The organism is Allobosea eneae (assembly GCF_042657265.1).
GTDB classification, from domain to species: domain Bacteria; phylum Pseudomonadota; class Alphaproteobacteria; order Rhizobiales; family Beijerinckiaceae; genus Allobosea; species Allobosea eneae.
This window is the reverse complement of sequence record NZ_JBHSLW010000005.1, coordinates 81,421-104,705: the sequence shown is the minus strand read 5'-3', so window position 1 is coordinate 104,705 and position 23,285 is coordinate 81,421. Positions and strand designations below refer to the sequence as shown.

Genomic DNA, 23,285 nt, shown 5'->3' with positions numbered 1-23,285 from the left:
CCCCCGCAAAAATCTTTTGTTAACGACAATGGCGGTTTGCACCCTGCGGGAAACTTTGTAGAAGCGTTTGGTCTTCAATGTCGCCGAGCCTCGCCTGTAGCGAGGTTCCCCGCTTGCGGGGTGGTGACCCAAAGAATGGAATAGGCGACCCGATGACGTCGACGCTTCAGAGCCGGTCCTTGCGCATGCGGCTCTCTCGATCAGTCGGACTTGCGGCCGTCATGGTGGCCGTCAGCGGTAGCGTGGTGTTCGCGCAGTCCGTGATTGTCCAAGGCAACCGTCGTGTGGATGCGGAGACGATCCGCTCCTATGCGACTGGGCAGGGTTCGGGCAGTCCGCAGGAGATTCGCCAGAATCTCATGGCGACGGGCCTGTTCTCCAACGTTCAGGTCAGCCGCCGCGGGGCGCAGACCGTCGTCTCCGTCCAGGAGAACGATACGATCAACCGGGTCGCCTTCGAGGGTAATCGCCGCCTCAAGGGCGATGTGCTGCTCGGTCAGGTCCAGTCCAAGGCGAATGGCCCGCTAAGCCAGCAGCTGATCGACGCCGACGTCGAGCGCCTCAAGGATGTCTATCGCCGCGCCGGCTACGGGCTCGCCACGATCAGCGGCCGTATCCAGCCGCTGCCGAACGGCCGCTCCGACGTGGTCTTCACCATCCAGGAGAGCGGCAAGACCGGTATCAAGTCGATCAATTTCACCGGCAACGGCGTCTATTCCTCGTCGCGCCTGCGTGGGCTGATGAGCTCGACCGAGTCGAATTTCCTGAGCTGGATCAAGACCTCCGACGTCTACGATCCGGACCGGATCAATGCCGATCTCGAGCTGATCCGACGCTACTATCTGAAGAACGGCTACGCCGACTTCCGCATCGTCTCGAGCGATGCCCGCTTCGACGATGCGGCGGGCGGCTGGGTCATCGACGTCGCCGTCGACGAGGGGCCGCAATACAAGGTCGGTAACGTCGGGGTCGATTCCCGCTTGCGTGACGTCGATCCGGCCGTTCTGCAATCGCTCGTCAACACGGCCAGCGGCGATACCTACAACGCCGAGGCGGTCGAGCGGTCGCTGGTCACCCTGACCACCGAGGTGGCACGGCGCGGCTATGCCTTCGCACAGGTCCGTCCGCGCGGCGAGCGCGATGCGGCCAGCGGGCAGATCGGCATCACCTATGTCGTCGAGGAAGGCCCGCGGGTCTATGTCGAGCGCATCAATGTGCGCGGCAACACCCGTACCCGCGATTATGTCGTTCGCCGCGAGCTCGATCTCGGCGAGGGTGACGCCTACAACAAGGTCTTCATCGACCGCGCCGAGCGCCGCCTGAACAATCTCGGCTTCTTCAACAAGGTCCGCATCACCAACGAGCCGGGCAGCGCGCCCGACCGCGTGATCGTCAATATCGATGTCGAGGACAAGGCGACCGGTTCGTTCTCGATCGCCGGTGGCTATTCGACCTCGGACGGCATCATCGGCGAAGTCTCGCTGTCGGAGTCGAACTTCCTCGGCCGCGGCCAATATGTCCGCATCGCCGGCACGATGGGCCAGCGCACCCAGGGCATCGACTTCTCGTTCACCGAGCCGTACTTCCTCGGTCATCGGATCGCGGCGGGCTTCGACGTCTTCTCGAAGTTCAACGACAACACCAATATCGGCTATTTCGAGAGCCGGGTGACCGGCGGCCAGATCCGCTTCTCCTTCCCGATCACGGAAGAGTTCTCGATCACGCCGCGCTATTCGCTCTATACGACCGAGATCAAGATCCCGAACGAGGTCAACAAGCCGTACAATGACTGCTCCTTGCCGCTCCCGGGCACCACTCCGGGCTTCGGCACGGCAGTTCCTGCGACGAACTATTTCAACTGCTTGACGAACGGCGAAGCGACTGTCGCGGTCAAGGAGGCTCAGGGCACGACGCTGACCTCGCTGGTCGGCCTGAACTTCAACTACAACTCGCTCGACAACTACCAGAGCCCGCGCAACGGCTTCGTCGCCGAGATCAAGCCGGAGTTCGCGGGCGTCGGCGGCGACTCGAAGTTCCTGCGCGTCAGCGCCGATGCGCGTTACTACAAGGAGTTCCTCGAGGACTTCGTCGGTATCGCGCGTGTCCAGGCCGGCCATGTCCAGTCGACCGGCGGCGGCGATCTGCGCATGATCGACCACTACTTCCTCGGACCGACGCTGGTGCGCGGCTTCGCGCCCTCCGGTATCGGCCCGCGCGACACGCTCAACGACCCGACCGGCAACGCGCTCGGCGGTACCACCTATTTCGGCGGTTCGCTCGAAGTGCAGTTCCCGATCTTCGGCCTGCCGCGCGATCTTGGCCTGAAGGGCGCGGTCTTCGCCGATGCCGGTACGCTGTTCAACTATGACGGCGGCTCGAAGGTGATCACCAATGCCGGCTTCGGCGCCTGCCCGGCGGGTTCGGAAGCGCGTCAGTTCAACGTCTCGGTCGTCTCCGGCTACCAGAGCAACGTGGCCTGCGTGCGCGACAAGAACGTCATCCGGTCCTCGGTCGGCGTCAGCTTGCTCTGGCAGTCGCCGCTCGGTCCGATCCGCTTCGACTACGCCTATGCCCTGTCGAAGGACGACGGCCAGTTCGGCACGGCGGTTCTCCCGAACGGCCAGACCATCACCGGCAAGTTCGGCGGCGACCGCACCCAGGCCTTCCGCTTCTCGGGCGGCGCCCGCTTCTGACCGGCGGGGCGCTTCCCGCGCCCCGCAACGGATCAACTTATGGCAGATCCCAATTTCTTTCCGATCGCGACCTCGCTGTCCTTCAGCGAGGTCGCTTCCTTGTCGGGTGTCGCGCTGCCGGACGGCGTCGATCCCGAACGCCGGATCGGCGGCGTAGCGCCGCTCGAAACGGCTGGCGGTGGCGACGCCGCCTATATGGACAATCCGAAATATGTCGCGGCGTTGGCCGGGACGTCGGCTGGGCTCTGCTTTGTCTCGGCCCGTTTCGCCGGCCGCGTACCGGCCGGAACAGTCGCACTGGTCACGCCGGCGCCCTACCACGCCTTCGCCAAGCTGCTCTCGACCTTCCACCCGCAGGCGCTGCGGCCAGGCTCGATGTTCGGCTCGGCCGGTGTCGCCCCCGGCACCTTCGTGCATGCGACGGCCAGGCTCGAGGCCGACGTCACGGTCGATCCCGGGGCAGTGATCGGTCCCGGCGCCGAGATCGGCGCGGGCACGGTGATCGGGCCCAATGCCGTCATCGGCTCGCAGGTTCGGATCGGTCGGGACTGCGCGGTCGGTGCCGGCTCGACGCTGCAGGCGGCCCTGATCGGCAATCGTGTCATCATCCATCCGGGCGTCCGGATCGGCCAGGACGGATTCGGCTTCGCCATGGGACCGAAGGGGCACATGAAGGTGCCGCAGGTCGGCCGCGTCATCATCCAGGACGATGTCGAGATCGGCGCCAACACCACGATCGATCGCGGCGCTAGCCGCGACACTGTGATCGGCGAGGGCAGCAAGATCGATAACCTCGTCCAGATCGGCCACAACTGCGTAGTCGGGCGGCATTGCGTGATCTGCGCCCAGGTCGGCATGGCTGGATCGAGCACGCTAGAGGATTTCGCCGTGCTCGGCGGGCAGGTCGGGCTAGCGGGGCACCTGACGATCGGGATGGGCGCGCAGATCGCGGCTCAAAGCGGGGTCGCTGGCGACGTTCCGCGTGGTGCGCGCTATGGCGGCTATCCCGCGCAGCCGGCGCTGAGCTGGGCGCGTGAAGCCGCTTTGCTCAAGCAACTCGTCTCAAAGCGTGGCAAGGGCCCCGGCGGCGGCGAAAACGCTTGATCTCGCGCCGACTTCCGGCAAAAGCAGCTTGCAATATAGGCGACGCGCGCGAGCGCGGGGCGCAGGGCGTTCGAGGAGACCAGACACGATGACGGATGCGACCAAAGCGCTCGGCGTGGCCGATATCCAGAAGATCATGGCCTGCATTCCGCATCGTTACCCGTTCCTGCTGGTCGACAAGGTCGTCGAGATCGACGGAGACAGCTCCGGCATCGGCATCAAGAACGTCACCTTCAATGAACCGCAGTTCACCGGCCACTTTCCTGGCCGTCCGGTTTTTCCGGGCGTGCTGATGATTGAAGCGATGGCGCAAACCGCGGGCGTGCTCGTCGTCAGCGCGCGTGGCAGTGACGATCTTGCGGTCACCACCGTGCTGTTCACCACGATCGACAAGGCGAAATTCCGCAAGCCCGTCATTCCGGGCGATACGCTGCGCTTCCATCTCACAAAGCTGGCGCACAAGCGCAATATCTGGTTCTACCGCGGCGAGGCCAAGGTCGACGGCGTGCTCGTCGCCGAGGCCGAGCTCTCGGCTATGGTCGTGTAAGCGAGGGACCGCGATGGACGCTTCGCTTTCTGGCGAGACGCAGGATTCTGCCATGACCACTTCGATCCATCCGATGGCGATCGTCGATCCGGCCGCCAAGCTTGGGGCGGGCGTCAAGATCGGCCCGTTCTGCACCGTTGGTCCCGATGTCGCCCTCGGCGACGGCGTCGAGCTGATCAGCCATGTCGTCGTCGCTGGACGCACGACGATTGGCCCGCGCACCAAGATCTACCCTTTCGCCTCTATCGGTCACCCGCCGCAGGATCTGAAGTACAAAGGTGAGCCGTCGACGCTAGCGATCGGCGCCGACTGCGTGATCCGCGAAGGCGTGACGATGAATCCAGGCACCGAAGGCGGCGGCATGAGCACCGTCATCGGCGATCGCGGCCTGTTCCTTGCCAATTCGCATGTTGGTCATGACAGCGTGATCGGTAACAACGTCATTTTCTCGAACAATGTCATGTGCGCCGGCCACGTCACCGTCGGCGATTTCGTCATCGTCAGCGGCGGCACCGGCCTGCAGCAATTCGTCCGTATCGGCGATCACGCCTTCATTGGCGGCGGTGCGGGCGTTCTGCTCGACGTCATCCCGTTCGGAATGGTCCGCGACAATCCGGCTCATCTGGCCGGCCTCAACCTCGTCGGGCTGAAGCGGCGCGGTTTCTCGCGCGAGCAGATCCACGAACTGCGCCGGGCCTATCGCCTGCTATTCGCCGACGAAGGCACGCTCTCCGAACGCGTGGAGGATGTCGCCGGCGAGTTCGCCGACCATCCGCTCATCCACGAGATCCTCGATTTCATCCGCGCCGGCGGCGATCGCGGCATCTCGATGCCGCGCGACGTGAACGCTCCCGAGCGGTGAGCACGAAGCCGGCCGACACTGGTCGGCCGCAGGGACGGCGCGTCGCCGTCCTGGCCGGTCGTGGCGAGTTTCCGTTACGGGTGGCCGGTGCGGCAGCAGCGCAGGGCGCGAGCGTCTACGTCGCGGCGCTCGCCGGAGCGGCTGATCCCGCCGACTATTCCGCCTACGACGCCAAGGAATACCGGCTCGGCCAACTCGGACGCTTCCTCGACGAGATCAAGCGGCGCAAGATCGACGAGATCGTTATGGTCGGTGCTTTGCCGCGGCCGAGCTTCGGTTCGCTGGCGCCGGAATTGTCGACGCTGAAATACCTGCCTCACTTCGCCCGCGCCTTCCAGGGGGGCGACGACCATCTGCTGCGTGGCGTCGTCAGCTTCTTCGAGGGCCAAGGGCTGCGCGTCGTCGGACCGGCCGATATCGCGCCCGATCTCGTCGCGCCGAGCGGAGCGCTCGGGCGTCACAAGCCTTCCGCAGTCGCGCGCGAGGCGATCGCGACCGGCTTCAGCCTGCTCGCCACGCTCTCGCCCTTCGACATGGGGCAGGCGGCGATCATCGCCGATCACCGCGTCGTCGCCGTCGAGGCGGCCGAAGGGACCGACGCGATGATCGAGCGCGTCGCAGGCCTGGTCCAGGCAGGTCGCCTCAAGCCCGGCAAGGGCGATGGCGTGCTGGTCAAGGCGCCGAAGCTCGGGCAGGACCTCAGGGTCGACATGCCGGCGATCGGCCCGGAGACCGTGGCACGCGTCGCAGCCGCCGGCCTTGCCGGTATCGCGGTCAAGGCCGGCGGCGTGCTGATCGGCGATCGCGACCGTCTGGCGACGCTTGCCGATGCCGCTGGCCTCTTCATCGAGGGCGTGGCGTGACCCGTCCGTTCAGGCTCTTCATCGTCGCCGGCGAAGCTTCGGGCGATGCGCTCGGCGCGCGCTTCGTGGCACGGCTGCGCGCGGTGCTGGGCGATCGACCGTTGGAACTGTCAGGCGTCGGCGGCGAAGCGCTGATCGCCGAGGGACTGCACAGCGTCTTCCCACAGGAGGACATCGCGGTGATGGGCTTCGGCCCGGTCGTGGCGCGCCTGCCGCTGCTCTTGCGCCGGATGTCGGACACAGCGCGGGCAGCCGCCGTCCTCAAGCCCGACCTCCTGCTCACCATCGACGCGCCCGATTTCAGCCTGCGCGTCGCCAAGAAGGTGAGGCGGCTCGCGCCTTCCATACCGATCGCGCATTGGGTCTGCCCGAGCGTCTGGGCCTGGCGTCAAGGACGAGCGCGGCGGATGAAGCCGCATGTCGACCGGATCCTGGCGCTGCTGCCCTTCGAGCCGGCGGCGCTCGAACGGCTCGGCGGGCCTGAGACCGTCTATGTCGGCCATCCCTTGATCGAGCGGCTGCAGGACTATCGGCCGGGGCCGGACGAAGCGATACGCCGCGACGATGCCGCGGAGCCGACTATTCTGGTCCTGCCCGGTAGTCGCCGCTCCGAAGTCCGGCATCTGATGCCGCCTTTCGGCGAGGCAGTCGCGCTCGTCGCCGCGCAACTGCCGCAGGCACGCTTCGTGCTGCCTGCGGTGCCCCGTCTGGTCGAGGCGATCACGCAGCTCACAGCCGATTGGCGCATCAAGCCAAAGATCGTAATGGGCGAAGCGGCCAAGCTCGCCGCCTTCCGCGAGGCGCGGGCAGCGCTTGCAGCCTCGGGCACGGTCACGTTGGAACTGGCGCTGTCCCAGGTGCCGACCGTCGCCGCCTATCGCGGCGCGGCCTGGGAGGCGATGCTGGCGCGACGCCTGATCAAGCTGCCGAGCGTGATCCTGCCCAATCTGATCATCGGCGAGAGCGTGGTGCCGGAGTTCATCCAGGATGAGGCCTCGCCGCAGGCTCTGGCAAATGCGCTTCTCGCCGCGACCGCGGATGGCCCAGCACGCCAGCGCCAGCTCGACGGTTTCGTAAAAGTCGAGCAGAGTATGCGCAGCGCCGGGCCGAGCCCGGCAGCGAACGCCGTCGATGCGGCGCTCGCTCTGGTTCGGGAGCCGGCAGGCGGCTGAGGGCCGCTTACTCGACGACCGCGCCGGACGCCTTGGCGATCGGGGCCCACTTGGCCAGCTCGGCCTTGACGTGTTCGCCGAGCGCCTCCGGCGTCGAGCCGACGATGACCGCGCTGACGTCCTCCAGGCGCTGCTTCACATGCGCATCCTTGAGCGAGTCGTTGGCGGCGACGTTGATCTTGTCGACGACCGGGCGCGGCATGTTGGCGGGGCCGAACAGCGCATTCCAGGTGTAGGTCTCGTAGCCGGCGAGCCCGCCCTCGGCGATCGTCGGCAGATCCGGGAAGGAGGGAACGCGTTCCTTGGTGGTGACGCCGATGGCGCGCAACTGGCCGCTACGGATGAACTGGGCGGACGAGGGCAGGTTGTCGAACATGATCGGCACGGCGCCGGCGACGACGTCGTTGAGCGCGGGGCCGGCGCCGCGATAGGGCACATGGTTCATGCTGACGCCGCCGAGCGACTTGAACAGCTCGCCCGACAGATGCAGCGGCGTGCCGACGCCGGAGGAGGCGTAGGAATACTTGCCGGGGTTGTCCTTCAGGAGCTTCAGCACCTCCGGCACCGTCTTGGCCGGGAAGCTCGGATGCACGACCATGACGTTCGGCACCACGGCGAGGAGCGAGATCGGCGTGAAGTCCTTGACCGCGTCGAAGGTCACGGTCTTCAGGATCGCCGGGTTGAGCGCATGGGTCGAGATCGTGCCGAGCAGCAGGGTGTAGCCGTCGGGTTGCGCCCGGGCGACCGCGGTCGAACCGATATTGCCGCCGGCGCCAGCGCGGTTGTCGATCACGATCGACTGCCCGAGCAATTCGCCCATCTTCTGGCCGACCAGACGCGCGACGATGTCGGTCGAGCCGCCGGCGGCGAAGGGCACGATCAGCGAGATCGGCCGCGTCGGGAACTGCGCCTGGGCGGACGCGGAACCGGCCCCACCGATGAAGGGCAGGGCGGACGCGCCAGCGAGAAATCCACGGCGGTTGAGACCTTCGGCTTTCGACATGAGCGATGAACCTTTCAAAAATGGTCGTCGACTGTAGCGCGCCAAGCGCAACCGTCATGTGCGTTAGATGCATCAATCGATAGGAACAATAAAGGCCGCGACGGGGTTCCGTCGCGGCCTCGCCTGTCTCAGTTCCGTACTTTCAGCGACGGCCGATCGGGGTGTAGTCGCGCTTCGGGGCGCCGGTGTAGAGCTGGCGCGGACGGCCGATGCGCTGGGACGGATCCTCGATCATCTCCTTCCACTGCGCGATCCAGCCGATGCTGCGCGCCAGCGCGAACAGGGCCGTGAACATCGAGGTCGGGAAGCCCATCGCCTTCAGGGTGATGCCCGAATAGAAATCGATGTTCGGATAGAGCTTCTTCTCGATGAAGTACTCGTCGTGCAGGGCGATGCGCTCGAGCTCCATCGCGACGTCGAGCAGCGGGTCATCCTTGATGCCGAGCTCGGCCAGCACCTCATGCGTGGTCTTCTGCATGATCTTGGCGCGCGGATCGTAGTTCTTGTAGACCCGGTGGCCGAAGCCCATCAGGCGGAACGGATCGTTCTTGTCCTTGGCCTTGGCGATGTATTTCGGGATGTTGTCGACGCTGCCGATCTCCTCGAGCATCTTCAGCGCCGCCTCGTTGGCGCCGCCATGCGCCGGGCCCCAGAGGCAGGCGACGCCGGCCGCGATGCAGGCGAAGGGATTGGCGCCGGAAGAGCCGGCGAGCCGGACCGTCGAGGTCGAGGCGTTCTGCTCATGGTCGGCGTGCAGGATGAAGATCCGGTCGAGGGCCCGCGAGAGCACCGGATTGACCTTGTACTCCTCGGCCGGCACGGCGAAGCACATGCGCAGGAAGTTCGAGGTGTAGTCCAGCGAGTTGAGCGGATACACGAAGGGTTGGCCGATCGTATACTTGTAGGCCATCGCCGCCAGGGTCGGCATCTTCGCGATCATCCGCATCGAGGCGATCATGCGCTGCTGCGGATCGGAGATATCGGTCGAGTCGTGATAGAAGGCCGACATGGCGCCGACCGAGGCGACCAGAACCGCCATCGGGTGCGCGTCGCGGCGGAAGCCCTGGAAGAAGCGGGCCATCTGCTCGTGCACCATGGTGTGGCGCGTGACGCGATAGTCGAAATCCGCCTTCTGCGCCGCGGTCGGCAGCTCGCCGTAAAGCAGCAGGTAGCAGGTCTCGAGGAAGTCGCCATGTTCAGCGAGCTGCTCGATCGGATAGCCGCGATAGAGCAGGACGCCCTCGTCGCCGTCGATATAGGTGATCTGCGACTCGCAGCTCGCGGTCGAGGTGAAGCCGGGGTCGTAGGTGAACATGCCGGTCTGGCTGTACAGCTTGCCGATGTCGATGACCGATGGCCCGATCGAACCCGTTTTGACCGGCATGTCGACGGTCTTGCCTTCGACAGCCAACTGGCTGGTAGTTCCGCTCATGGATCCGATCCTTTCAGGCTCGTTCTTCAGTCATAGTCCCGGTCGGACGGAGGCGCCGGCTGCCTGTCGCATTCCGCGTCATCCGAACGTCCCACGATGACGGCTCCATGACGGGACTGTCGGGGCGGGCAAGCGGGAAGGGTTCATCGGACTGATTTTGAAGCATTTTTTATGCCGGACCGGCAGCCGGAGCAGCCGGTCCGCAGCGCGTTGCTAGACCAATTCCGCGAGGGGTTCAACCGAGCGGGCATTAGCCTTTCTGAGGGCGCTCAGGCCGCGTCGGCGAGGCGGGCCAGCACCTCGTCGCGGCCGAGCACCGCCATCACGTCGAAGAGGCCGGGCGAGGTGGTCTTGCCCGTCAGCGCCGCGCGCAGAGGCTGCGCGACCTGGCCGAGCTTGACGCCGCTCTCCTCGGCGAAGTCGCGGATCGCGCTCTCCAGCGGCGGCGGCGCCCAATCCGACACTGCCGAGAGCTTTTCCGCCAGTTTCGGCATGCGTTGGCGCGCAGCCTCGTCCAGCAGCGCGGCCGCCTTGGGCTCCAATGCCAGCGGCCGCTGGGCGTAGAGATAGGAGGCGCTGTCGATCAGCTCGATCAGCGTCTTGGCCCGCTCCTTCAGGCCCGGCATGGCCGCCATCAGCTTGGCTTCCAGCTCCGGGGTCGGCTCCGTGCCGATGCCACGCGGCGGGCCGATCTCCGACCAGATCGCCTTAAGCGCGGTCATCAATTCGTGATCGGCCGACTCGCGCATATAAAGGCCGTTGAGGTTCTCGAGCTTGGCGTAGTCGAAGCGCGCCGGCGAACGGCCGATCGAGGACAGGTTGAACAGCTCGATCATCTCCTGCGTGGAGAAGATTTCCTGATCGCCATGGCTCCAGCCGAGCCGGAGCAGATAGTTGCGCAGCGCCACCGGCAGATAGCCCATGGAGCGATAGGCATCGATGCCGAGCGCGCCATGCCGCTTCGACAATTTGGCGCCGTCAGCTCCGTGGATCAGCGGGATATGCGACATGCTCGGCACGCTCCAGCCGAGCGCCTGGTAGATCTGCGTCTGGCGGGCGGCGTTGGTCAGATGGTCCGAACCTCGGATGATGTGGGTGACGCCCATGTCGTGATCGTCGACGACGACGGCGAGCATATAGGTCGGGTTGCCGTCCGAGCGCAGCAGCACGAGGTCGTCGAGATTCTCGTTCTGCCAGACGACGCGGCCCTGAACCTCGTCCTCGACCACGGTCTCGCCGGTTCGCTCGGCCTTGAGGCGGATCACCGGCTTGACGCCCGCGGGCGCCGTCGCGGGGTCGCGGTCGCGCCAGCGTCCGTCATAGATCCACGGCTTGCCTTCGGCGCGTGCCGCCTCGCGCTCCGCCTCGAGCTCCTGCGGCGTCGCATAGCAATAATAGGCCTTGCCGGCGGCCAGCATCTGCTCGGCGACCTCGCGATGGCGGGCGGCGCGCTGGAACTGGTAGACGGTCTGCCCGTCCCAATCGAGACCGAGCCAGGCCAAGCCGTCGAGGATCGCAGCGATGGCGCCTTCGGTCGAGCGTTCGCGATCGGTGTCCTCGATGCGTAGCAGCATCTTGCCGCCATGACGACGAGCATAGAGCCAGTTGAACAGCGCGGTGCGGGCACCGCCGATGTGCAGGAATCCGGTTGGCGACGGCGCGAAGCGCGTGACGACCGTGTCACTCATGAAAGGAAGGCTCCGGCGGAACGGGTAAGCAAAAGGCGAGGGCAGTTGCAGTGCGGGCCTCGGCCGGGGCTGACATCCGGCGCCGCCGCTGTAACATGGCTTGCCGGCTGCCGTTAAGTGCCTCCTGCGGGGAGGAGGCGCGATCATCGCGCAGCCGCGACGGGGGACGGATGCTCTCCTACGGGCCAGAAAAGCGCCGTAGCGGGGTGCGGGCCGCTGCGCTGGCCTTGCCGGCGCGCTTGCGGCGTGCCGCCGGATTCCATTGGCCTGCATCGCTTTCCCTGCAGGATTGGGGCGGCCGTTTCCGCCAGGCGCTCGAGACAGAGATCGAGCGTCGTCGCCTGTTCAACTGGCTTCCGGTCTGCATGGGCGCCGGCGTGCTGCTCTACTTCCTGGCCGATCGTGAGCCGGGGTTGGCCGCCCCCCTGGCCGGGTTGGCGCTGTGCGCACTCGCCGCGCTGCTGCTGCGGCAGCGCCCGGCGGCCATGGCGGTCTGCATCGCTGCGACTGCGGCCTTTGCAGGTTTCGCCGCGGCGACCTGGCGAACGGCAGGCATCGCGGCGCCTGCCCTCGCACGCAACCATGTCGGCAAGCTCACCGGCTTTGTCGAGGCGCTGGAGCAGCGCGAGAAGGGCGTGCGCATCGTCATCCAGGTCACCGACCTGCCGGGCATCGATCCGGCTCAGAGGCCGCGGCGGGTGCGCGTCACCACGCCGGTGACGACGCTGAAGCCGGGCGACCATATCAGCGCGACCGCGCGCCTGTTGCCGCCGCCCGGTCCGGCGCGCCCAGGCGGCTATGACTTCGCCCGCGACGCCTTTTTCCAAGGCATCGGCGCCGTCGGCAATATCGCCGGCAAGATTACGCTCGCACCGGCGCCCATCCCGATGCCGCGCCGGCTCGCTTGGGCGGTCGCAATCGACCAGGCCCGCAACGCCTTGACCGAGCGCATTGCGACCAGCGGCGGTGGGCAGGCTGGGGCGATGGCGGCAGCGCTGGTAACCGGCAAGCGCGGTTTGATCAGCGAGGAGACCAACAACGACCTGCGCGCCGCCGGCATCTACCACATCGTCTCGATCTCCGGCCTGCATATGGTGTTGGCCGCCGGCACGATCTTCTGGCTGGCGCGGGCGCTGCTGGCATTGTCGCAGACGGCGGCGCTGTACTGGCCGGTGAAGAAGCTCGTGGCGCTCGCCGCCATGGCTGGCGCGACCACTTACTGTGTCTTCTCCGGCGCCGAGGTCGCCACCGTGCGCTCGCTGATCATGACGTTGGTCATGCTCGGCGCCATCCTGGTCGACCGGCCGGCCCTCTCCATGCGCAATCTCGCGCTCGCCGCGATCATCGTGCTGCTGCGCGAGCCGGAGGCGCTGCTCGGGCCGAGCTTCCAGATGTCGTTCGGGGCGGTGGCGGCGTTGATCGCCTTCGCCGAACGCTGGCAGGAGCGAGCGCCCGATGCCGCCGCGGCCTCCTGGCCCTGGCCGCTGCGGCCGCTCTGGCTCTCGGCCGTCGGCATCCTGACGACCACCATGGTCGCGACCGCGGCGACGGCGCCCTACGGCGTCTTCCACTTCCAGACCTTCAACCCGTTCGGCCTGCTCGGCAACGCGCTGGCGCTGCCTTTCGTCTCGCTGATCGTGATGCCGGCCGCCGTCTTCGGCGTGCTCGCCTATCCGTTCGGGCTCGACTGGCCGGCCTGGGCGCTGATGGGCTGGGCGTCGGGCCTCGTGCTCCAGCTCGCCCATTGGGTCGCCGGCATCGACCGCTCGACCATTGTGCTGCCGGCCTTCGGGCCGCTGGCGCTGATCCTGTTCTCGATCTCGCTGCTTTGGCTGACCCTGTGGACGACGGCGCTGCGCTTCCTCGCCGCATTGCCGCTGGTCGGCGGACTGGCGCTGGCCTCGGCGCCGTCGCGGCCCGACATCCTGATCGAGCGCGACGGCTCGGGTGTGCTGGTGCGCGGGCCGGAGGGCAAGATGGTGCTGGCCGGCAAGCCGAGCCGCTTCGTCCTGACGCAATGGCTGCATGCCGACGGCGATTCCCGCTCGCCAGACGACGCCGCTCTGCGCCAGGGCGCCGCCTGCGATGCCCGTGGCTGCGTCATCCGCCTCCCCGATGGCCGCTCGGTAGCCTATACGCGCGACCGCATCGCACTGGTCGAGGACTGCCAGCGCGCCGATCTCGTGGTGACATCGCTCTATTGGACAGCACCTTGCGCCGCGCGCCTGATTGATCGCAGTGCGCTCATCCGCGATGGCGCGACCGCCTATCATGCGGCCCGCGGCGGTTGGCGCGCCTATACGGCCGACGAGGTCGCCCGCCTGCGTCCGTGGACCAGGGCGCGGCCGGAAACGAAGCCGTCGCCTGAACCCGCTCCCGCGCCGACACCCGCAACTGCGGAGCAGGCACAGGATGCGGAGGCGCTTCAGTAGCGCCGCAACAGGTTGACCAGGCGGCCCTGGATTTTGACCCGATCGGGCCCGAGCACGCGCGTCTCATAGGCGGGGTTGGCGGCTTCGAGCGCAATCGACGAGCCACGCTTGCGCAGCCGCTTCAGCGTCGCTTCCTCGTCGTCGATCAGGGCGACGATGATGTCGCCGGTATTGGCGGTGTCCTGCTTGCGGATAACCACGGTGTCGCCGTCGAGGATGCCGGCCTCGATCATCGAATCGCCGCGGACCTCGAGGGCATAATGCTCGCCACCGCCGAGCATGTCGGCCGGCATCGTGACGCTGTGGCTGCGGTCCTGGATCGCCGAGATCGGTGTGCCGGCGGCGATGCGGCCCATGACCGGGATCGAGACGGTCGAGCGCCCGCTGTCTTCGGCAGCCGGTGGTCGCGGCTTCGTCAGATTGGCTGCTGGTGCCGGGGCAGGCGGGGTCTGGCCAAGGCCGCCCTGAACGATGGAGGGGCTGAAGCGGCCGCGCTGTGCCTGCGGCCCGCCGATGCCGTCCGGCATCTTGATGACTTCGAGGGCGCGCGCCCGGTTCGGAAGCCGGCGAATGAAGCCGCGCTCCTCCAGCGCCATGATCAAACGGTGGATGCCGGATTTGGAGCGCAGGTCGAGCGCGTCCTTCATCTCGTCGAAGGAGGGCGGCACGCCGGATTCGCGCAGGCGCTCATGGATGAAGCGAAGCAGTTCGAACTGTTTGCGTGTCAGCATGGTCGCGCCGTCCGCCTTTTCGGCTAGAATCGAAACAAAGCACGAACACCATACGCGTTCGCCTTGTGTTCCGCAAGGGTATCGGTGCGGCCGGACCTGTTCATTTGAGGGCTGTCATCCCGGGCGACCGAATGGATCCCGGATCGGCGCCGCTTCGCGGCTTGTCCGGGATGACCATTCGCGAGGAGGCGAGGCTCGACTAGCGCAGCCTGATGATGCGACAGGGATCGCCCGCCTTGGCTGGTTCGGCGAAAGCCGGGCGGACCACCAGTGCCTCGGCGCGCGACAGGTTCGCCAGCATCGAGGAATCCTGCTTGGCGAAGGGCCTGACGCGTCGCTCGCCAGCGGTCGTCTCGATCGTGGCACGCAGATAGTCCTGGCGCTCGTCATTGGCCGGCAGGTCGACGGCGAGGATGGCGGGTTCGCTGCGGTCGCGCTCGGGATCGACAACGCCGAGCAGCGCCTCGACCAGCGGCATCGCGAAGAGATGGCCGCAGACGATCGAGGAGACCGGGTTGCCGGGGAGGCCGAGCGCGACTATGGGCCCGAGCCGGCCCATCATCATCGGCTTGCCCGGGCGCATCGCGATCTTCCAGAAACCGAGCGCCATGCCCTGCGCCTTCAGCGCCGCCTGGACCAGATCGTGCTCGCCGACCGAGGCGCCGCCGAGGGTGATCAAGACATCGGCGCCGGCGGCGCGCGCCGCGTCGATCTTGGCGGCCAGATCCGGGTGGTTGTCGCGGGCGATGCCGAGATCGAGCGTCGTGCCGCCTGCCTGCTTGATCAGCGCGGCGAGGGCGAAGCTGTTGGAGGCGACGATCTGGTCGGGGCCGACCGGCTCGCCCGGCAGGACGAGCTCGTCGCCGGTGGCGAGGATCGCGACCAGCGGCTTGCGGCGGACCGAAAGCGTGGGATGGCCGGCAGCGGCGGCGAGGCCGAGCGCGGCGCTGTCGAGCCGGCGGCCAGTCTTGAGCAGGACCTCGCCGGTCTGAAAATCGAGCCCGGCCGGGCGGATGAACTGGCCCTTGCTCGCTGGCCTGGTGACGCGGATGACCGGGCCGCCGACGCCCTCGGCATGCTCCTGGATCAGGATCGCATCGGCGCCGTCGGGGATTGGCGCGCCGGTGAAGATGCGTACCGTCTCGCCGGGCCCGACCTGGCCGGAAAAGCCGCGGCCGGCGGCGGATCCGCCGATGACCTTGAGCTCCTTGCCCGGCTCCAGGTCGGCGGCGCGGGCGGCATAGCCGTCCATGGCCGAATTGGCGAAGGGCGGCTGGGTCCTGAGCGCAGCGACGTCCTCAGCCAGTACGCGGCCGGCGCAGTGCGCCAGCGCCAGCGTCTGCGCCGGCGTCGGGCCGGGCACACTGTCGAGCAGCGCCTTGAGCGCGACCGGGACGGGGGTGAGGCTCATGCCTATGGTCCTGCGATCTCGTAGGTTCCGGACTTGCCGCCGGATTTATGCACGAGTCGGACGCCTTCGATATGCATGGCGCGATCGACCGCCTTCACCATGTCGTAGACGGTTAGGCAGGCGACGCTGACGGCGGTCAGCGCTTCCATCTCGACGCCGGTCTTGCCGGTCAGCTTGACCTCCGCGCGCACGCGTACACCCGGCAGGGCCTCGTCGATCGAGAGGTCGACGGAAATCTTGCTCAGGAGCAGCGGGTGGCAGAGCGGGATCAGCTCGTGCGCGCGCTTGGCAGCCATGATGCCGGCGAGACGCGCCGTGCCGAGCACATCGCCCTTCTTGGCCTCGCCGTCGCGGACGATCGCCAGCGTCTCGGCTTGCATCACCACATGGCCTTCGGCGATCGCCGTGCGGACAGTCTCGGCCTTGTCGCCGACATCGACCATATGGGCCTCGCCCTTCTGGTCGAGATGGGTAAGGCGGCTCATGCCGCCGCCTCGGTGGTGTTTCCAGTCAGGAGCTGGCGGGTCGCGGCCGCCACGTCCGCCTGGCGCATCAGGCTTTCGCCGACCAGAAAAGTGTTGACGCCGCAAGCCTGCAGGCGGGTGATATCGGCATGGGTGAAGATGCCGCTCTCCCCGACGAGCAAACGATCCTTCGGCACGCGCGGCGCCAGCCGCTCGGTGACGGCGAGGTTGAGCTTGAAAGAGCGCAGGTCGCGATTGTTGATGCCGACCAGCCTGGTGTCGAGGCTCAAGGCGCGCTCCAGCTCGGCCTCGTCATGGACTTCGGCGAGCGCGGCCATGCCGAGCGCCTTGGCAGTGGCGGTAAGCTCGCGCGCCGCGGCATCGTCGAGCGAGGCCATGATGATCAGGATGCAGTCGGCGCCCCAGCTGCGCGCTTCGAAGACCTGGTAGGGCTCGAACATGAAGTCCTTGCGCAGGCCCGGCAGCCCGGAGGCGGCGCGCGCTTCGCCAAGATATTCCGGCCGGCCCTGGAAGGAGGGCGTGTCGGTCAGCACCGAGAGGCAGGCGGCGCCGCCTTCGGCATAGGCTTTCGCCAGCGCCGGCGGGTCGAAATCGGCGCGGATCAGCCCCTTGGAGGGCGAGGCCTTCTTGATCTCGGCGATCAAGGCCGGGCCGCCGGCGCGGTGCTTGGCTTCGAGCGCGCCGATGAAGTCGCGCGGCGCAGGCTGCGCTGCGGCGCGCTTCTCGATCTCGGCCTGCGGCACGGCGGCACGCGCAGCCGCGATCTCCTCGCGCTTATAGGCCTCGATCCGCCTGAGGATATCGGACATGGGCAGCCTCACGCATTGGAGCTTGCGACGAGCGTCGCGAGCGCGGCCTTGGCCTCGCCATTGTCCAGCACGCCATAGGCCTGCGCCAGCCCCTCGCCGAGCGCAGCGGCCTTGCCGGCGACGACGAGCGCAGCGGCGGCATTGAAGGCAGCGATGTCGCGGAAGGCGGTCTTGGCCCCGCCGAGCACGTCCTGCAAAGCCTGAGCATTCTGCGCCGGCTCGCCGCCGCGCAGATCCTCGGGCTTGGCGCGGGCGATGCCGACATCCTCGGGCGCGATGTTGAAACTATCGATCTTGCCGTCCTTCAGCGCGACGACGCGGGTCGGACCGGTGGTGGTGATCTCGTCGAGCCCGTCGGAGCCGTGCACAGCCCAGACCGTCTGCGAGCCGAGCGATTGCAGCACCTTGACCATCGGCTCGAGCCAGGTCTCCGAGAAGGCGCCGATCAATTGCTTCTTCACCCCGGCCGGGTTGGAGAGCGGGCCGACCAGGTTGAAGATGGTGCGGGTGCCGAGCTCGGTGCGAACCGGCGCGACATGGCGCATCGAGGCGTGATGGGTCGGCGCGAACATGAAGCCGACGCCGGCTTCAGCGATGCAGCGCTCGGTGCCGGCGGGTTCGAGCCCGACCTTGACGCCGAGCGCGGTCAGGACATCGGCGGCGCCGGAGCGCGAGGACGCAGCACGGTTGCCGTGCTTGGCGACCGGGACACCGCAGGCGGCGACGATGATCGAAGCCAGCGTCGAGACGTTGTAGGAGCCGGAGGCGTCGCCGCCGGTGCCGACGATGTCGATGGCGTCGACCGGTGCCTGGACGGTGAGCATGCGGGCGCGCATGGCGGTGACGGCGCCGGCAATCTCCTCGGTGGTCTCGCCGCGCACGCGCAGCGCCATCAGGAAGGCGGCCGCCTGCGCATTCGTGACCTCGCCGGAGAGCATCGATTCGAAGGCGTCGCGGGCTTCCTCGCGCGACAGCGAGGCGCCGGTCGCGACCTTGGCGATGAAGGGTTTGAAGTCGTCCATGAGAACTCGATCGATCAGGCTGTCGCGGAAAGGGCGGCTTTGGCGTTCTGGCGCGACCATCGCTCGGCGAGATCGAGGAAATTGCGCAGGATGGTGGCGCCATGCTCCGAGGCGATGCTCTCGGGATGGAACTGCACGCCATGCACCGGCAGGTCGCGATGCGAGAGCGCCATGATCATGCCGTCGCCGGATTCAGCCTCGATGGAGAGTTCGGCCGGGCAGGTCTCGCGCCGAACGACCAGCGAGTGATAGCGCGTCGCCTCGAGTGGGCCGTTGATGCCATGGAACAGGCCGCGGGCGCGGTGCGTGATGGTCGAGACCTTGCCGTGCATCGGCAGGGGCGCTCGAACCACTTCGCCGCCGAAAACCTGGCCGATCGTCTGCAAGCCGAGGCAGACGCCGAAAATCGGCTTTTTGTCCGCGCCTTCGCGCACGAGATCGAGGCAGATGCCGGCTTCATTGGGCGTGCACGGGCCGGGCGAGAGCACGATCGCATCATGGTCGCCGGCGAGGGCCTCATCGACCGAGAGCGTGTCGTTGCGGCGCACGTGGACCTGCGCTCCGAGCCCGCCGATCAGGTGGACCAGGTTCCAGGTGAAGCTGTCGTAATTGTCGATCAGCAGGATGCGCATCACGTCCAGGCCGTTCCCACCCAGTTTCTCAGGGCTGCACATGCCCCCGAACGCGCGCCCCGGTCAAGCGCGAGGGCGCGGAGCTGGCTGCTCCGCGCCCTCGGAATCTTCAGCTGCGTCGGCGTTGAGCGTCACTTCACCCGGCGGTAATGCGCCGTCATGAACTGGACCCAATGGCCGTCCTCGCCTTTCGTTTGCGAGGACAGAATGTGATGGTCCGGGCTCTTGATCTCGACGATGTCCTGATAAGCTGCCGTCTTGCCGGGGTTGGTGAAATCGGGACCTTCGGTATCGAGGGTCAGGACTTTGCCGTCGGCGCTGCGCGTGCCGGAATAGATCCATTGACCGCTCATCATCGAGCCGATGAAGGAGCCGACAAAGCGTTGCTTCAGCGGATCGTAGCCGAGCGTGATCCGGGTCGTCGCCGGGCTGCCGTCGGGCATGCAGCCGGTGCCGTCGCCGACGAGCCAGAGCCCGCCGATCGACGAGTAGGACTGCGTGCCTGAAGACTTCATCGGCGGCTGGTCCGGCCCCATCATGCATTCGCTCTCATAGGTCCACTCGCCGACGAGCTGGAGGAGCCAGTCATGCTCCGCCTGGGGCTTGGCCGGCATGCAGCCGGAGAGATCGCCGGCCTGCGGCTTGTCGAGTTCTGCTGTGTTGGTCATGGCTCATCCTCCTTTGCTTTGCTTCTCTGGTGTGAACAGTCGAATGCGCTGCGGTCAGGCCGCGGCAGCAACCAGCTGCGGGCGCTCCGTGGCCTGCTTGAGCGCGGCGAGGCCCTTCTCGAAATCGCCGCCGACCATGCGGTCCATGTTGAAGATCGTGCCCATGACCTTGCCCATGAACGGGCAGGCGCCCTGCATGTGCCAGGTCACCAGCGTGCCGCCCTCTGCCGGGGTGAGGCTGAATGTGATCAGGTTGTGGCAGGCCATGGGCTTGGTCATGTCGAGCGTGACGGCGAGCTTGGTCGGCGCCTGGACCTCGACGATCGCAAGTTCGCCGGTGCCGGCCTGCTTGTTGCCGTCGAAGGCGTAGACGGCGCCGACGCCGGAGGTCTCGCCCTTGAAGCTGCGCTTCATCGCCGGATCCTTCTTCTCGTAGGGCGACCAGGCGCCCCATTCCCGGAAGTCCGAGAGCAGGGCGAAGATACGCTCGGGTGTGGCCCGGATCGTCGCGGAACGGCTGACCTCGAAGAGATCGGGCTTGCGTGCGGCGACAATGAGGAGGCCGGCGACAAGGGCGAGCACGGCGATGGCGAGATAGGTGAGCATGGTTTCCTCCTGTTGGCAGGCGTTGCGGGGCCGATCTTTCCGCCCGTCTGCTGCTAGGACGCTGGCGCCTCGGCCGATCCGACAGCCGGCGCGAAAATTTTTCGCGAGCCGGCTGAAGGCTTCATTTGCTCGGCTCTGCAGCAACCACAGGCGCGCCGCTGCAGAGTGGCGCTGCCAGGACCTCGGCGAGCAGGTCGCGCTGGTTAAGACGGGCGCGCTCGGCGTAGTGGCCGGCGTGCTGGCCGAGAAACAGGCCCGCCGCTCCCAGCAAGGCGATCGACAGGAGCGGCAGGGCGAGGCCGAGCCGCCGGGCGATCTGGCGACGCTTCGCCAGGCCGGCCGCCAAGGTCACCGCGCCGATGGAGCAACAGATCATCGCGCCCTCCCGCTCGTCAGGGACTATTCCGCCGCCGGGGCGTGGCAGCAGGAGGCCTCCTCTCGCCAGCGGCCGGTCATGTCGGTCTTGCCGGGCGTGTCGTAGCGGTCGCGCGGGCGGACCCAGTCGGTCAGATTGCCGGCCGGGCCGGTCTCGTTGCGGCCCTTCGGGGTCAGGTCGAGATACATGTAGGTACCGAGCACCTCCTCGGCGCCGCGGCCGAAGGTCGAATAGGTCTGGTAGATCGTCCCGTCCGCATCCTTCTGGAAAACGGTATGGCCGGACAGGTCTTCCAGCGGCGAGGCGATCGTTTCGAAATTGTAGAAGGCGCTGGCGAGCTGCTCCGGCGTGTAGGAGACGTCGAAATCGTAGTTGAAGTCGCTGCCATGGGACGAAACCCAGTGGAAATTCCAGCCCATGCGCTCCTTATAGGCCTCGATCTCGGGGAGCGGCGCGCGCGCCACCGCGACATAGGCGACGTCGTGCCGTTCGAGATGCTGCAGCACGCCATCGACATGGTCGGCCTCGAAGGAGCAGCCGACGCAGCCCTCGATCTGGCCGGGCGCCAGCATGAAATGCTTGACGATGAGCTGGCTGCGGCCACGGAACAGGTCGGCGAGCGTCTGTTTCCCGGTCGGCGTGTCGAAGACATAAGTCTTCTCGATCTTGATGCGTGGCAGGGCGCGGCGCTCGGCGGCGACCGCGTCGCGTTGGCGCGTCAACGCCTTTTCCTTGACGAGCAGGGCCTTACGGGCGGCGATCCAGTCTTCCTTGCTGACGGTAGTCTGGGTCATGGTCGGTCTCCTCGCTGCGCTGGCCGCTTCCGATCCTGAGCCTCAGGATCTCGAAGCAAGCTGTTGTCATCGGCGAGTTTTTGGTCCCGGCCCTATCCAGCCGAGGCCAATCGCTCGTCGCCCCTTTGAGGCAAGGACGAACGGGCGGGCGCGGGGTCGACATCGCGCCAAAAAGAATCTGCAACGCTGGTCCGTCGCCGGCTTAGCCCGCCGCGGCCTGCCCGCTCTCGCGCATCAGCCGGTCGATATGCTGGCGGATATGGGCAGCCTCACTGGCCGAGCCTGCGAGCGCTATGGCGCGGTCGAAGATGGTACGTGCCTCGCGGTCGCGGCCGAGCTGCACCAGCAGCCAGCCCTTGAAGCCGAAGAAGTAGAAATAGCCCGAGAGTTGCTGTTCCAGCGGCTCGACCATGGCGAGCGCAGCTTCAGGCCCTCGCAGCTTGGCGACTGCGACGGCGCGGTTGAGCGTGATGACCGGCGAAGGCTGGATGTGCTCCAGCGTGGCGTAGAGCAGGTCGATCTGCGCCCAGTCGGTCTCGTCCGGCCGCGCCGCACGGGCATGAACACCCGCGATCGCTGCCTGCATCTGATAGGGGCCGGGCCGGCGATGGCGCATCGCCTTGTCGACCAGCGCCAGACCCTCCGCGATCATCTCGCGGTCCCAGAGCGTCCGGTCCTGATCGTCGAGCAGGACGATCTGGCCGTCGGCGTCGAGCCTGGCCGGCGCACGGGCGTGCTGAAGCAGCATCAGAGCCAGCAACCCCATGATCTCCGGCTCGGTCGGGAACAGTCGCAGCAGCAGCCGCATCAGCCGGATCGCCTCCTCGCTGAAGGGGCGCCGCCGGTCGGCCTCGGCGCCGCTGGCCGAATAGCCCTCGTTGAAGACGAGATAGAGCATCGCCGCGACCGCTGCGAGCCGTTCGGCGCGCTCGATCGGGCCGGGCGTCTCAAACGGGACGTGGGCAGCAGTAACGCGCGCCTTGGCGCGGGTGATGCGCTGCTCCATCGCGCTCTCGCCGACCAGGAACGCACGGGCGATCTGCTTGACGCTGAGCCCCGAGACGATGCGCAAGGCGAGAGCGACCTGCTGCGTCGCCGGCAGGTCGGGATGGCAGCAGATGAACAGCAGCCGCAGGATGTCGTCGCGGTAATGGCCGCCATCGAGCCGCTCGGCGACCTCGCTCTCGGCGTCACCGAGATCGGAGAGCCTGTCCTCGTCAGGCAGCGCTTCCTGCTTCTTCTGGCGCCTGACCTGATCGAGCGCGACATTGCGGCCGACGAAGATCAGCCAGGCGGCGGGATCGCGCGGCGGGCCGTTCTGCGGCCAGGTCCTGAGCGCCCGGAGGCAGGCCTCCTGATAGGCCTCCTCGGCGATGTCGAGATCGCGAAAATAGCGCAGCAGGGCGCTGATCGCCTGAGGGCGCGCCGAGGTCAGCGCCGCATGGATCCAGGCGATCTCGGCCATGATCAGACTCCGGCCGGATAGTAGACGGCGAGCGGACGGACCTCGAAGGCGCCGCCCGGATTGGCCTCGCCGAGCTCGCGCGCGATGCCGAGCGCCTCGTCGAGATCGGCGACGTCAACGATGTAGAAGCCGAGGAACTGCTCCTTGGTCTCGGCGAAGGGGCCGTCGATGATCAGCGGCGGATCGCGGTCCTTGCGCAGCGTCGTCGCCGCCGTGGTCGGCAGCAGGCGCGCGACCGGGCCGAGCTTGCCGTCCTTGGCGATGCGCTGGCGGACCTTTTCGAGGCGGCCCATGACCTCCTCGTTCTGCTCCTTCGTCCAGGCCGTGACGACCTCTTCGGAATGATAGCAAAGGATGGCGTAATGCATGCGCAGCGCTCCGGTTCAGGCCAAGGACGTTCGGCTGGGCCGGCAGCCGACAATCGCGGAGCAAAAAAATCAAGCTGCGTCGATACTCCTCCAGACAAAGTCGTCCCGGGCGGGCGAAGCCC

Annotated in this window: 22 protein-coding genes; 7 read left to right on the top strand and 15 right to left on the bottom strand. The window is 67.1% G+C overall.

What is annotated here, in order from left to right; genetic code table 11:
- Nucleotides 1-152 precede the first annotated feature (152 nt).
- The 6 genes from bamA (at nucleotide 153) to lpxB (ending at nucleotide 7,241) form a co-directional block, all read left to right on the top strand.
- Nucleotides 153-2,693 (top strand): outer membrane protein assembly factor BamA, encoded by a 2,541-nt coding sequence (gene bamA, locus ACFPOB_RS01890; RefSeq protein WP_377795467.1) that lies wholly within the window; start codon nucleotides 153-155, stop codon nucleotides 2,691-2,693.
- A gap of 39 nt (nucleotides 2,694-2,732) precedes the next feature.
- Nucleotides 2,733-3,797 (top strand): UDP-3-O-(3-hydroxymyristoyl)glucosamine N-acyltransferase, encoded by a 1,065-nt coding sequence (gene lpxD, locus ACFPOB_RS01885; protein WP_377795465.1) that lies wholly within the window; start codon nucleotides 2,733-2,735, stop codon nucleotides 3,795-3,797.
- Nucleotides 3,798-3,885: 88 nt separating this feature from the next.
- Nucleotides 3,886-4,344: a 3-hydroxyacyl-ACP dehydratase FabZ gene (gene fabZ / locus ACFPOB_RS01880; RefSeq protein WP_377795464.1), complete on the top strand. Its 459-nt coding sequence runs from the start codon at nucleotides 3,886-3,888 to the stop codon at nucleotides 4,342-4,344.
- A gap of 52 nt (nucleotides 4,345-4,396) precedes the next feature.
- Nucleotides 4,397-5,206 carry an acyl-ACP--UDP-N-acetylglucosamine O-acyltransferase gene (lpxA, locus tag ACFPOB_RS01875; RefSeq protein ID WP_377795462.1) on the top strand — a complete coding sequence of 270 codons (810 nt, stop codon included), beginning with the start codon at nucleotides 4,397-4,399 and terminating at the stop codon, nucleotides 5,204-5,206.
- On the top strand, nucleotides 5,203-6,069 hold the full coding sequence (locus tag ACFPOB_RS01870) for an LpxI family protein (RefSeq protein WP_377795460.1): 867 nt from the start codon (nucleotides 5,203-5,205) through the stop codon (nucleotides 6,067-6,069). Before lpxA ends, ACFPOB_RS01870 begins: the two co-directional genes overlap by 4 nt.
- On the top strand, nucleotides 6,066-7,241 hold the full coding sequence (lpxB, locus tag ACFPOB_RS01865; RefSeq protein WP_377795458.1) for a lipid-A-disaccharide synthase: 1,176 nt from the start codon (nucleotides 6,066-6,068) through the stop codon (nucleotides 7,239-7,241). The genes ACFPOB_RS01870 and lpxB overlap by 4 nt, the downstream gene beginning before the upstream one ends.
- Nucleotides 7,242-7,248: 7 nt before the next feature.
- Here the strand turns inward: lpxB and ACFPOB_RS01860 are convergent, their stop codons facing one another.
- The 3 genes from ACFPOB_RS01860 to gltX form a co-directional block, all read right to left on the bottom strand.
- Complete coding sequence (locus ACFPOB_RS01860; protein ID WP_377795456.1) at nucleotides 7,249-8,244, bottom strand: Bug family tripartite tricarboxylate transporter substrate binding protein; 996 nt, start codon at nucleotides 8,242-8,244, stop codon at nucleotides 7,249-7,251.
- A 142-nt stretch (nucleotides 8,245-8,386) separates the two neighbouring features.
- On the bottom strand, nucleotides 8,387-9,676 hold the full coding sequence (gltA, locus tag ACFPOB_RS01855; RefSeq protein WP_092154089.1) for a citrate synthase: 1,290 nt from the start codon (nucleotides 9,674-9,676) through the stop codon (nucleotides 8,387-8,389).
- Between the two features lie 269 nt (nucleotides 9,677-9,945).
- Entirely contained in the window at nucleotides 9,946-11,364 is a 1,419-nt protein-coding gene (gene gltX, locus ACFPOB_RS01850) for a glutamate--tRNA ligase (RefSeq protein ID WP_377795454.1), read from the bottom strand.
- A gap of 170 nt (nucleotides 11,365-11,534) precedes the next feature.
- On the opposite strand from gltX, the gene ACFPOB_RS01845 reads away from it, so the two are divergent.
- A complete protein-coding gene (locus ACFPOB_RS01845; protein WP_377795452.1) occupies nucleotides 11,535-13,796 on the top strand; it encodes a ComEC/Rec2 family competence protein in 2,262 nt (753 codons plus the stop codon).
- On the opposite strand, the gene lexA is transcribed toward ACFPOB_RS01845, so the two are convergent.
- The 12 genes from lexA to ACFPOB_RS01785 all read right to left on the bottom strand — a co-directional run bounded on the left by lexA (nucleotide 13,790) and on the right by ACFPOB_RS01785 (nucleotide 23,163).
- Nucleotides 13,790-14,527, bottom strand: a complete 738-nt coding sequence (gene lexA / locus ACFPOB_RS01840; RefSeq protein ID WP_377795450.1) for a transcriptional repressor LexA — start codon at nucleotides 14,525-14,527, stop codon at nucleotides 13,790-13,792. The genes ACFPOB_RS01845 and lexA overlap by 7 nt on opposite strands.
- 199 nt (nucleotides 14,528-14,726) lie before the next feature.
- The gene (locus tag ACFPOB_RS01835; protein WP_377795448.1) at nucleotides 14,727-15,938 is read right to left on the bottom strand and encodes a molybdopterin molybdotransferase MoeA; all 1,212 of its coding nucleotides are present in this window, start codon (nucleotides 15,936-15,938) and stop codon (nucleotides 14,727-14,729) included.
- Between the two features lie 2 nt (nucleotides 15,939-15,940).
- Nucleotides 15,941-16,423 carry a cyclic pyranopterin monophosphate synthase MoaC gene (gene moaC / locus ACFPOB_RS01830; protein WP_091828751.1) on the bottom strand — a complete coding sequence of 161 codons (483 nt, stop codon included), beginning with the start codon at nucleotides 16,421-16,423 and terminating at the stop codon, nucleotides 15,941-15,943.
- Nucleotides 16,420-17,232 carry an indole-3-glycerol phosphate synthase TrpC gene (gene trpC, locus ACFPOB_RS01825; protein ID WP_377795446.1) on the bottom strand — a complete coding sequence of 271 codons (813 nt, stop codon included), beginning with the start codon at nucleotides 17,230-17,232 and terminating at the stop codon, nucleotides 16,420-16,422. Before trpC ends, moaC begins: the two co-directional genes overlap by 4 nt.
- Nucleotides 17,233-17,240: 8 nt before the next feature.
- Nucleotides 17,241-18,254 (bottom strand): anthranilate phosphoribosyltransferase, encoded by a 1,014-nt coding sequence (gene trpD, locus ACFPOB_RS01820; protein ID WP_377795445.1) that lies wholly within the window; start codon nucleotides 18,252-18,254, stop codon nucleotides 17,241-17,243.
- A 14-nt stretch (nucleotides 18,255-18,268) separates the two neighbouring features.
- Nucleotides 18,269-18,886 (bottom strand): anthranilate synthase component II, encoded by a 618-nt coding sequence (locus ACFPOB_RS01815; RefSeq protein WP_377796041.1) that lies wholly within the window; start codon nucleotides 18,884-18,886, stop codon nucleotides 18,269-18,271.
- A gap of 131 nt (nucleotides 18,887-19,017) precedes the next feature.
- Nucleotides 19,018-19,554, bottom strand: a complete 537-nt coding sequence (locus tag ACFPOB_RS01810; protein WP_377795443.1) for a DUF1579 domain-containing protein — start codon at nucleotides 19,552-19,554, stop codon at nucleotides 19,018-19,020.
- Between the two features lie 54 nt (nucleotides 19,555-19,608).
- Nucleotides 19,609-20,160, bottom strand: a complete 552-nt coding sequence (locus tag ACFPOB_RS01805; RefSeq protein ID WP_377795441.1) for an SRPBCC family protein — start codon at nucleotides 20,158-20,160, stop codon at nucleotides 19,609-19,611.
- A gap of 121 nt (nucleotides 20,161-20,281) precedes the next feature.
- A complete protein-coding gene (locus ACFPOB_RS01800; protein WP_377795439.1) occupies nucleotides 20,282-20,536 on the bottom strand; it encodes a hypothetical protein in 255 nt (84 codons plus the stop codon).
- A 23-nt stretch (nucleotides 20,537-20,559) separates the two neighbouring features.
- Nucleotides 20,560-21,330 carry a DUF899 domain-containing protein gene (locus ACFPOB_RS01795; protein ID WP_377795437.1) on the bottom strand — a complete coding sequence of 257 codons (771 nt, stop codon included), beginning with the start codon at nucleotides 21,328-21,330 and terminating at the stop codon, nucleotides 20,560-20,562.
- A gap of 202 nt (nucleotides 21,331-21,532) precedes the next feature.
- Nucleotides 21,533-22,795, bottom strand: a complete 1,263-nt coding sequence (locus ACFPOB_RS01790; RefSeq protein WP_377795435.1) for an RNA polymerase sigma factor — start codon at nucleotides 22,793-22,795, stop codon at nucleotides 21,533-21,535.
- Nucleotides 22,796-22,797: 2 nt separating this feature from the next.
- Nucleotides 22,798-23,163: a YciI family protein gene (locus ACFPOB_RS01785; protein WP_377795434.1), complete on the bottom strand. Its 366-nt coding sequence runs from the start codon at nucleotides 23,161-23,163 to the stop codon at nucleotides 22,798-22,800.
- Nucleotides 23,164-23,285: the final 122 nt, after the last annotated feature.

Bases quoted from the DNA above. Each gene is read 5' to 3' on its own strand.
- bamA (WP_377795467.1), top strand. From the start codon at position 153: ATGACGTCGACGCTTCAGAGCCGGTCCTTGCGCATGCGGCTCTCTCGA.
- lpxD (WP_377795465.1), top strand. From the start codon at position 2,733: ATGGCAGATCCCAATTTCTTTCCGATCGCGACCTCGCTGTCCTTCAGC.
- fabZ (WP_377795464.1), top strand. From the start codon at position 3,886: ATGACGGATGCGACCAAAGCGCTCGGCGTGGCCGATATCCAGAAGATC.
- lpxA (WP_377795462.1), top strand. From the start codon at position 4,397: ATGACCACTTCGATCCATCCGATGGCGATCGTCGATCCGGCCGCCAAG.
- ACFPOB_RS01860 (WP_377795456.1), bottom strand. From the start codon at position 8,244: ATGTCGAAAGCCGAAGGTCTCAACCGCCGTGGATTTCTCGCTGGCGCG.
- gltA (WP_092154089.1), bottom strand. From the start codon at position 9,676: ATGAGCGGAACTACCAGCCAGTTGGCTGTCGAAGGCAAGACCGTCGAC.
- gltX (WP_377795454.1), bottom strand. From the start codon at position 11,364: ATGAGTGACACGGTCGTCACGCGCTTCGCGCCGTCGCCAACCGGATTC.
- ACFPOB_RS01845 (WP_377795452.1), top strand. From the start codon at position 11,535: ATGCTCTCCTACGGGCCAGAAAAGCGCCGTAGCGGGGTGCGGGCCGCT.
- lexA (WP_377795450.1), bottom strand. From the start codon at position 14,527: ATGCTGACACGCAAACAGTTCGAACTGCTTCGCTTCATCCATGAGCGC.
- ACFPOB_RS01835 (WP_377795448.1), bottom strand. From the start codon at position 15,938: ATGAGCCTCACCCCCGTCCCGGTCGCGCTCAAGGCGCTGCTCGACAGT.
- moaC (WP_091828751.1), bottom strand. From the start codon at position 16,423: ATGAGCCGCCTTACCCATCTCGACCAGAAGGGCGAGGCCCATATGGTC.
- trpC (WP_377795446.1), bottom strand. From the start codon at position 17,232: ATGTCCGATATCCTCAGGCGGATCGAGGCCTATAAGCGCGAGGAGATC.
- trpD (WP_377795445.1), bottom strand. From the start codon at position 18,254: ATGGACGACTTCAAACCCTTCATCGCCAAGGTCGCGACCGGCGCCTCG.
- ACFPOB_RS01815 (WP_377796041.1), bottom strand. From the start codon at position 18,886: ATGCGCATCCTGCTGATCGACAATTACGACAGCTTCACCTGGAACCTG.
- ACFPOB_RS01810 (WP_377795443.1), bottom strand. From the start codon at position 19,554: ATGACCAACACAGCAGAACTCGACAAGCCGCAGGCCGGCGATCTCTCC.
- ACFPOB_RS01805 (WP_377795441.1), bottom strand. From the start codon at position 20,160: ATGCTCACCTATCTCGCCATCGCCGTGCTCGCCCTTGTCGCCGGCCTC.
- ACFPOB_RS01800 (WP_377795439.1), bottom strand. From the start codon at position 20,536: ATGATCTGTTGCTCCATCGGCGCGGTGACCTTGGCGGCCGGCCTGGCG.
- ACFPOB_RS01795 (WP_377795437.1), bottom strand. From the start codon at position 21,330: ATGACCCAGACTACCGTCAGCAAGGAAGACTGGATCGCCGCCCGTAAG.
- ACFPOB_RS01790 (WP_377795435.1), bottom strand. From the start codon at position 22,795: ATGGCCGAGATCGCCTGGATCCATGCGGCGCTGACCTCGGCGCGCCCT.
- ACFPOB_RS01785 (WP_377795434.1), bottom strand. From the start codon at position 23,163: ATGCATTACGCCATCCTTTGCTATCATTCCGAAGAGGTCGTCACGGCC.